General features: G+C 38.4%; 4 protein-coding genes and 1 pseudogene. All 5 read right to left on the minus strand.

Annotation, left to right across the window (positions count from 1 at the left end; all coding sequences use genetic code 11):
* Positions 1-209 precede the first annotated feature (209 nt).
* Positions 210-1,382, minus strand: coding sequence for an iron-dependent methanol dehydrogenase (gene mdh / locus ACSC97_RS17535; RefSeq protein ID WP_004911209.1), 1,173 nt, complete (start codon positions 1,380-1,382; stop codon positions 210-212).
* A 176-nt stretch (positions 1,383-1,558) separates the two neighbouring features.
* The gene (locus ACSC97_RS17540) at positions 1,559-2,812 is read right to left on the minus strand and encodes an OprD family outer membrane porin (protein WP_436662225.1); all 1,254 of its coding nucleotides are present in this window, start codon (positions 2,810-2,812) and stop codon (positions 1,559-1,561) included.
* A 52-nt stretch (positions 2,813-2,864) separates the two neighbouring features.
* Positions 2,865-4,229 (minus strand): aromatic acid/H+ symport family MFS transporter, encoded by a 1,365-nt coding sequence (locus ACSC97_RS17545; RefSeq protein ID WP_004911205.1) that lies wholly within the window; start codon positions 4,227-4,229, stop codon positions 2,865-2,867.
* 189 nt (positions 4,230-4,418) lie between these two features.
* The gene (gene pcaD, locus ACSC97_RS17550) at positions 4,419-5,192 is read right to left on the minus strand and encodes a 3-oxoadipate enol-lactonase (RefSeq protein ID WP_436662227.1); all 774 of its coding nucleotides are present in this window, start codon (positions 5,190-5,192) and stop codon (positions 4,419-4,421) included.
* Positions 5,192-5,968, minus strand: a pseudogene (locus ACSC97_RS17555) (acetyl-CoA C-acyltransferase); the annotation flags it as partial. The gene pcaD and the pseudogene ACSC97_RS17555, both read right to left, overlap by 1 nt.
* Positions 5,969-6,080: the final 112 nt, after the last annotated feature.

The raw sequence follows: 6,080 nt of genomic DNA on the forward strand, positions 1-6,080 counted from the left end.
TATAAATGGGTAATGTACAAGTTGCTGTAGAAGCATGTTTAGTTCGTCTGATCACAGATACTTTATAAACTATTTTAATACTTTTTTGAATCCGTCAATGCGTAAGTCCTATTTATATAAACAAAAAAGTGGGAATATAACCATTTTAATATTCCCACAAAAAAGTAAGCCAAGTCTCGGAGTTCTGGCTTACTTTTGAGAGGAAAGTGTTATAAAGCTGCTTTAAAAATTTCTACAACTTGAGCATGTGTTGCTTTACGTGGGTTGGTCAGCATACAAGCATCTTTTTGAGCATTTTCCGCCATTATTGCCAAGTCCTCAGTTTTTACACCAAGTTCGGTTAATCCTGATGGGATGCCAATTGATGATGAGAGTTCACGAATTGCATCAATTGCGGCAAATGCAGCTTCTGTTTCAGTGAAACCTTCAACATTAACGCCCATTAACTCTGCAATTTTTGCATAACGATCTTGGCAAGCGATTAAATTAAATTCGCATACATGTGGTAAAAGCACCGCATTACATACGCCATGAGGAAGATTGTAGAACCCACCAAGCTGATGTGCCATTGCATGGACATAACCTAGAGATGCATTATTAAATGCCATACCCGCTAGATATTGTGCATAGCTCATTGCATCGCGTGCTTCGATATTTTCACCATTGGCTACAGCAGGGCGTAACCATTGACTGATCATAGTAATCGCTTTCTCAGCACAGGCATCTGTAATTGGATTTGCAGCAGTAGAGACATAAGCTTCGACGGCATGAGTTAATGCATCCATTCCTGTAGCTGCCGTTAAACCTGCAGGTTTTGCAACCATAAGCTTAGGGTCATCAATTGCAATCAGAGGTGTACAACGCCAGTCTACAATTGCCATTTTGACATGAGTATCCGTGTTGGTAATGATGCAGAAACGCGTCATTTCTGAGGCTGTACCTGCTGTAGTATTGATTGCAATCAAGGGAGTCATCGGAACTGTACTTTTATCAATTCCTTCATAATCACGAATATGTCCGCCGCCAGCAGTTACAAGACCAATCCCTTTTGCACAATCGTGTGATGAACCGCCACCTAATGAAACGATAAAATCACATCCATTGTCGTTGTAGGCTTTAACACCGTTGTGAACATTAATATCTGTTGGGTTAGGCTCTGCACCTGGAAAGATGTGGCTATCTACACCAGCTTCTTTCAAATATCCTGAAATAGTATCTGCTACACCAAATTTGAATAGACCTTCGTCTGTAACGATTAATGCTTTTTTTGCACCGAGATTTTGTGCTTTCGTCCCAATCTCTTTTGCACAGCCTGGACCAAAGAGAGAAACGCAAGGGATATAAAAACCGTTTGTTTGATCTGCAATATTTTTAAAAGCCATGGAGTGATTCCTTCTTCCATTTTCCATTGTTTGTTATTCAGGTGAGTTACACCTTGAACTTAGTATGGAGTGCTTAAAAAAATTTCCTACCTACCAAATACCTACCAAAATATTGTTTTAAAAATAAAAGGGATACGCTACATAAAGTTGAGTATCCCTATACAAAGTTTAAGTCTTTAGAATTTATGAGTGTAGTTTACAAACATGCGATCCTCACCAAAATCATTTCCATGCTTCACATCATAATCAATTCGAATATATTGCAATGCCAAACCTTTGAGATAGGGCTGTTGAAAAGCATAGTTCAAGATAATATTAGACTCACTTTCATGATTTTTTTTACCATCAGTCGTTTCAAAATTCTCACCATAAACATATTTTACGGCTGCATTAAAACCAGGGATATAATCTTTAAAATTATAACCATAAATAAAATGATATGATTTTTCATCTTTTTTAAAGAAACCTGTAGCATTCCAATTAATGAAATATGTTTCAGGAAGAAAACCATCTGGTAATGGGTAGGCAGATTCACCAATAATTTGCTGATAGCCTAAACCAAAAGTATGATTATTTACTTTCAATGTTTCTAATAAACCAATATTTTGTGCATCAATATTAAAATCATTTCCATCTTCTTGAGCATTAAAATATTTAAATTTAGAATTAAGCACATAATTTTTACCTTTCAAATTATGCTCTAAACCCAAATAATGTTTATTGTATAAATCCTCCATGTTGCCATAATAATATTCTCCCTTTAAATCAGGGGAGAACTGATAGCGTAAATCAATATAATTTAAGCCATCTGAGTATTCTGTCTTTCCATTTGAAGTAAAAGAGAATTTACGAAAATCTTCTTCATTACGAGGGGATACTTTTTCAACACGACCTATTTCTGCGTAAAGTTGATCAGTTAATTGTGACTTAAGGTTTGCACCCCAATAAGATGTTAAGAGCTGACGACTGGTATCTACGGCAGTAACAGGTAAGTCTAACCAAAGCTCACCAACACTCAACAAGGTTTGGTTATAACCCAATTTTAAGGTGGCGCCGTGTTTTAAATAATCGGAAGCTTGTGATTGAGTCGCTTTATCAAATGGTAATACCGTATCAGCCACATGTTTATCTGAACTTAATCTAACAGCATATTGAACGGAAGCATCCACACCGATTGTCAAAGGTTTTTCGGCAATACTTAATGGTGTCTCAAGCATTCGTGAGTTATAAAACAAAGAGGCTGCTTGAGACCAACTTCCAGTATCCTTCAGTGCTTCATTCTCAAAATTACGATTGATGTAGGCATTTTTTAAGGTAAATTTCCATTCTTCTTTAGCGCTTACATTATCAGCCCAAAGTGAAGTTGAAACTAATCCACCTATGAGTGAAATTGAGGACAAAATAAGCTTATTACATTTAAATGTATGCATTTTTTAATTTCCATTTTGAGTTGAGTTGCGCCAATCCTCGGCGCAACATTACTTATTGCTGGTTGACTGAAGCTTGTGTTTGAAGAGTTGATTTTGAACTTTCAGGTACATTGACCGAGACTTTTAGATTGACGAGGAAGATCGCAAATGCAGCAATCACACCTGGAATTGCAATTGCTAAGAAGTTCATTTGATGAGGTAGTTCAAAAGTGAGCAATGCACCTGTAAGTACAGGTCCGATAATTGCACCTATACGACCGATACCTGATGCCCAGCCCATACCTGTTGAGCGAACAGTAGTTGGATAAAATTGTGCGACGAAAGTATATAGAAGAATTTGTGAACCAATCGTTGCTGCACCTGCTAAAGCAATTAAGCTATAGAGAACAATTTGAGGACTGTTGAATCCCAATAGTATTAAGGCAGCAGCTCCGATTACAAACATTGAGGTAATGACTGGTTTTAAATGGAATCGATCTGCTAAAGCACCGCCTCCAATTGCACCAACCATACCGCCAATGTTCAATGCAAATAAGAACAGCATACTTGCGCCTAAAGAATATCCTGCTTGTAACATCAATTTAGGTAACCAACTTCCCAATGCGTACACCATTAATAGGCACATAAAGAAAGCGATCCAAAACATGAATGTACTAAATGCACGACCATCTTGGAAAAGGGCTTTTACTGGTGCTTCATGATGAATATTTTCATTGAAAACCAATTGAGTATTTTGATGAATGTCTCGTGTAGGTAGCAGCTTATTGATGATCTGTTTAGCTTGTTCTTCCTTTCCAGATTTGATCAGAAATGCCAATGACTCAGGTAGGAATTTCCAAATGATAGGCAACATTAACAATGGAATCCCAGCAATCAGAAACATGATTTGCCATCCCATATCTTTGACCAACCAAGCTCCTAATAATGCTGAAGTCATACCACCAATAGCATAGCCACTAAACATAATTGCGACTAAAGTACTTCGAATTTTTTTAGGTGCATATTCCGTCATTAATGCAACAACGTTTGGCATTACGCCGCCTATACCTAATCCTGCTATGAATCTTAAAATTGCAAATTCAACGGGATTGGTTGCAAAAGCCCCTAGAAATGTAAAACCACTAAATAAAGTGACACAGATCATGATGGTTTTCTTTCTTCCTAAACGATCTGATAATGTGCCGAATATCATTGCACCAAACATCATTCCAAATAGGGCAGCACTTGCTAATAATCCTGCTTGAACAGCCGTTAATGACCATTGTTGCATTAATAATGGTAATGCAACACCGTAAATAACCAAATCATAGCCGTCGAAAATAATAATTAGTAAGCACCAAACTAAAACCTTCCAATGAAATAAACTAAATTTGGCATTATCAATTGTTTCATTGATATTTACTTTTTCCATATACATCCTTCACCTCCAATTTGTGAAGCTTTGTTTTATTAATGTTTAAACTATTTTGTTATGGAGATTCAGTCAAAAACTAAATTGATATATCTTTATGTCTTTAAGGTATTGAATTTATTATTTTCTATCTAAATTTTAGACGACAAAAAGCAGAGTATTTTTATACTCTGCTTTTTTATAACAATAGGTATATTAAATAAATTGATTTATATGCTGATTAAACTCAACAGGTGCTTCAATGTTTGAAATATGCGAAGCATTAATCTCAACCAACTGAGCATTTGGTATGTGTTGCAACATCCATTCAGCATCTGTAACAGTGGTCACTGGATCATGAATTCCTGCAATAATTAAAACAGGTATCGTGATTTGTTTTAGTTCATCACGAAGATCCGCTTTAGCCAAAGCCTCACAACAATTGGCATAGCCCAGTGCACTGCCAGCACTTAAGTCGTTACATAGGTGGCTGACAACTGAAGGATGACTTTGGATAAAGGGATCGGTAAACCAACGAGATGCTGCGGTTGCGGCAATTGGTTCTAAACCTTGCTTTCGTACCAGTTCGGCACGATCTTGCCATGCTTGTTCCTGTCCAATCTTCGCTGCGGTATTGGCAATAATCACATGACTAAAACGCGATGGATAATGAATCGCTAACCATTGTCCAGTTAGACCGCCCATTGAAATTCCACAAAAGGTGGCTTTTTCAATCTTCAAATGATCTAGTAAAGCAATCACATCTTCACCTAACTGCTGCAAAGTGTAAGGACCAGTTGGAGTAGAAGATGAACCATGACCACGAGTGTCATAACAAATCACAAAAAAGCGATCTTTAAAAAAATTAAACTGCTGTTGCCACATCCCAAAATTCGTACCTAGGGAATTGGAGAATACCAGAGCAGGGGCATTTGCATCACCAAAGGTCTGATAATGAATCATGACATCTGCGGATTGAAACATCGGCATTACTGTACTCCTGTATCTAGATCAACACGCTGAATAATCAAAGCAATACCTTGACCCACGCCGATACACATCGAACACAAAGCATATTGTCCCTTGATCTGTTCAAGTTGGTTCAGTGCGGTCGTTACCAATCTCGCACCCGATGCACCCAGTGGATGACCTAAAGCGATCGCACCACCATTTGGATTGATACGCGCATCATCATCTGTTAATCCTAAATCACGAGTCACCGCTAGAGCTTGAGCTGCAAAGGCTTCGTTTAACTCAATCACATCCATTTGTTCTAAAGTCAGATTGGCTTGTTTCAGTAACTTTTTGATTGCAGGCGCAGGGGCAAAACCCATAATGCGGGGTTCAACACCCACCGTAGTGGCTGCAATGATTTTGGCACGTGGTTTCAATTGGTATTGAGCAACCGCATCATCTGAGGCAATCAATAGTGCTGCTGCACCATCGTTAATACCTGAAGCGTTACCCGCAGTGACTGTACCTTCTGCTTTGACCACGCCTTTGAGTTTCGTCAATGCTTCAATGGTGGTCGATGCACGTGGGTGTTCATCGGTATCGATAACGACTGCATCACCTTTACGTTGTGGGATGCTCACAGGCACGATTTCTTGTTTAAAAAAGCCTTTGGCTTGTGCTGCTGTAGTCCGTTGTTGGCTGTTTAGAGCAAACTGGTCTTGATCGATCCGATTAATCTTAAATTGTTCTGCGACGTTTTCCGCAGTTTGTGGCATGGTGTCTACACCATACATTTCTTTCAGTTTTGGATGGCTTTGTTGCACAAAGATTTGAAATGCAAAGCGCCCCTAATTGAGCCAAATTTAAGGCGTAACTTGGGTAAGTGGTCGACCTAATTCCGTAAATCTGTTGAGGACTGCTACA

This window comes from Acinetobacter sp. P1(2025) (assembly GCF_051390655.1).
Taxonomy (GTDB): Bacteria; Pseudomonadota; Gammaproteobacteria; order Pseudomonadales; family Moraxellaceae; genus Acinetobacter; species Acinetobacter junii.

What these genes read in the sequence shown, in the direction of transcription:
- pcaD (WP_436662227.1), bottom strand. Translation starts at nt 5,192, where the DNA reads ATGCCGATGTTTCAATCCGCAGATGTCATGATTCATTATCAGACCTTT.
- mdh (WP_004911209.1), bottom strand. Translation starts at nt 1,382, where the DNA reads ATGGCTTTTAAAAATATTGCAGATCAAACAAACGGTTTTTATATCCCT.
- ACSC97_RS17540 (WP_436662225.1), bottom strand. Translation starts at nt 2,812, where the DNA reads ATGCATACATTTAAATGTAATAAGCTTATTTTGTCCTCAATTTCACTC.
- ACSC97_RS17545 (WP_004911205.1), bottom strand. Translation starts at nt 4,229, where the DNA reads ATGTATATGGAAAAAGTAAATATCAATGAAACAATTGATAATGCCAAA.